The organism is Nocardioides sp. CPCC 206348 (assembly GCF_048654705.1).
Classification (GTDB): Bacteria; Actinomycetota; Actinomycetes; order Propionibacteriales; family Nocardioidaceae; genus Nocardioides.
This window is the reverse complement of record NZ_JBMCZA010000190.1, coordinates 77936-79644: the sequence shown is the minus strand read 5'-3', so window position 1 is coordinate 79644 and position 1709 is coordinate 77936. Positions and strand designations below refer to the sequence as shown.

General features: G+C 72.4%; 2 protein-coding genes. Both read left to right on the top strand.

Translation table 11 applies throughout. The annotated features are described in order from the left end of the window. Window positions 1-509: cob(I)yrinic acid a,c-diamide adenosyltransferase (locus tag ACOADB_RS16265; RefSeq protein ID WP_378600623.1), on the top strand; the 509-nt coding region annotated here is incomplete at its 5' end. Between the two features lie 54 nt (window positions 510-563). Next, window positions 564-1709: SWIM zinc finger family protein (locus ACOADB_RS16260; RefSeq protein WP_378600621.1), on the top strand; the 1146-nt coding region annotated here is incomplete at its 3' end.

Here is a 1709-nt window from a genome sequence, read left to right as displayed (position 1 = left end):
TGACCACGAAGACCGATCTGCGGCTCACCGCGTACGCCGACGTCGACGAGGCGAACGCCCAGATCGGCGTCGCGATCGCGACCGGCGGGCTCGAGGACGACGTCGTCACCCTGCTCACCCGCGTCCAGAACGACCTCTTCGACGTCGGCGCAGACCTGTGCACACCCGTGGTCGCTGACCCGGAGTACCCGCCCCTGCGGATCGAGCAGGAGTACGTCGACCGCCTCGAGGGCTGGTGCGACCACTACAACGACCAGCTGCCCAACCTGCGGTCCTTCATCCTCAACGGCGGTACGCCGGGCGCGGCTCACCTGCACGTCGCCCGCACGGTCATCCGGCGGGCCGAGCGGGGCGCCTGGGCGGCGTACGAGGTCCACGGCGAGGTGATGAACAAGCTGGCGATCACCTACCTCAACCGCCTGTCCGACCTCGTGTTCATCCTCGCCCGCTACGCGAACCGCGCCGACGGCGACGTGCTGTGGGTGCCCGGGGGCGAGCGCGGCGAGTAGCCGCCTGTGCAGGGAATCCGCGCCTGTCCCTGACGCGTGGAACGATGGAGGGCCGTGAACGTCCTCGCGCAGCTCTCCGACGCCTTCCTGGCTCGTCACTTCGATGCCGGGACGCTGCAGCGCGCCCGGGAGGTCGTCGCCGCCGGATTCGTACGCCGCCCGGAGATCGGGCTGTTGTCGGCAGGATCGGTCACCGCGACCGCCGAGGTCCAGGGCTCGCGGGTGGTCCCCTACCAGGTCCAGCTGCACGCCGAGGCGCCCTCGGACACCTACGCCGGGTGGCTCTTCACGGTGTGCACCTGCCCGGTCCAGGCACCCTGCAAGCACGGCGCGGCCCTCGCGCTGACCCTGCGCCAGACCTTCACCCAGCCGGCCGGCGAGGCCGCGTGGCGCCGCTCGCTGGAGCGGCTGGTGTCCGAGCTCGACCGCCAGCAGCCGCGCCCCCACGACGAGGTGCCCCTCGCCCTGGAGATCAGCCTCGAGGAGCCCCGCAGCCACTACCGCTCGGTGGGACCGACCTTGCGGGTGCGGCCGATGCGGCAGGGCAAGAACAAGCCGTGGATCAAGACCGGTGCCGACTGGAGCGACGTCGGTCTCGGCGGGGTCGCGCAGGGCTTCCCGAAGGAACAGGCCGACGCCATCTCCGCGCTGCACGCGCTCTGGGCCGGCCACCGGGCCTACTACTACGCCGGCGTCGCCCCCTCGCTCGACGAGTTCGGCGAGAACGTCGTCCGGGCGCTGCGCAACGCCCGCGACGCCGGTGTCACCCTGATCGCCGCCCACCCGTTGCGCGACGTCGTGATCGCCGACGAGCCAGCGGAGGTGGTCGCGGAGCTGACCGACGTGCAGGGCGGGACCTCACTGCGCGCCGCGGTCACCCTGGGCGAGCAGACCTGGCGCGGCGAGTCCGTCATCGCCATCGGCAATCCGGCTTCCGTGGTGGGTCTGAACGACGCCGGGACCCTGGTCATCGCGGCGACGACCTCGCCCGTGCCTGCGGCGCTGCGCCACCTGCTCGACGGTCCGCCGATCGTCGTACCGCCGTCCGACCTGGCGGACTTCCGCGACTCCCTGCCCGGGCTGATGCGGCACCTGCCGGTCCGCGCGGAAGCGGCCTCGGTCGACCTGCCCGAGCCGCTGCGGCCCGTCCTGGTCCTGACCGTCACCTGGCACACGGCGACCAAGGCCGGCCTGGCCTGG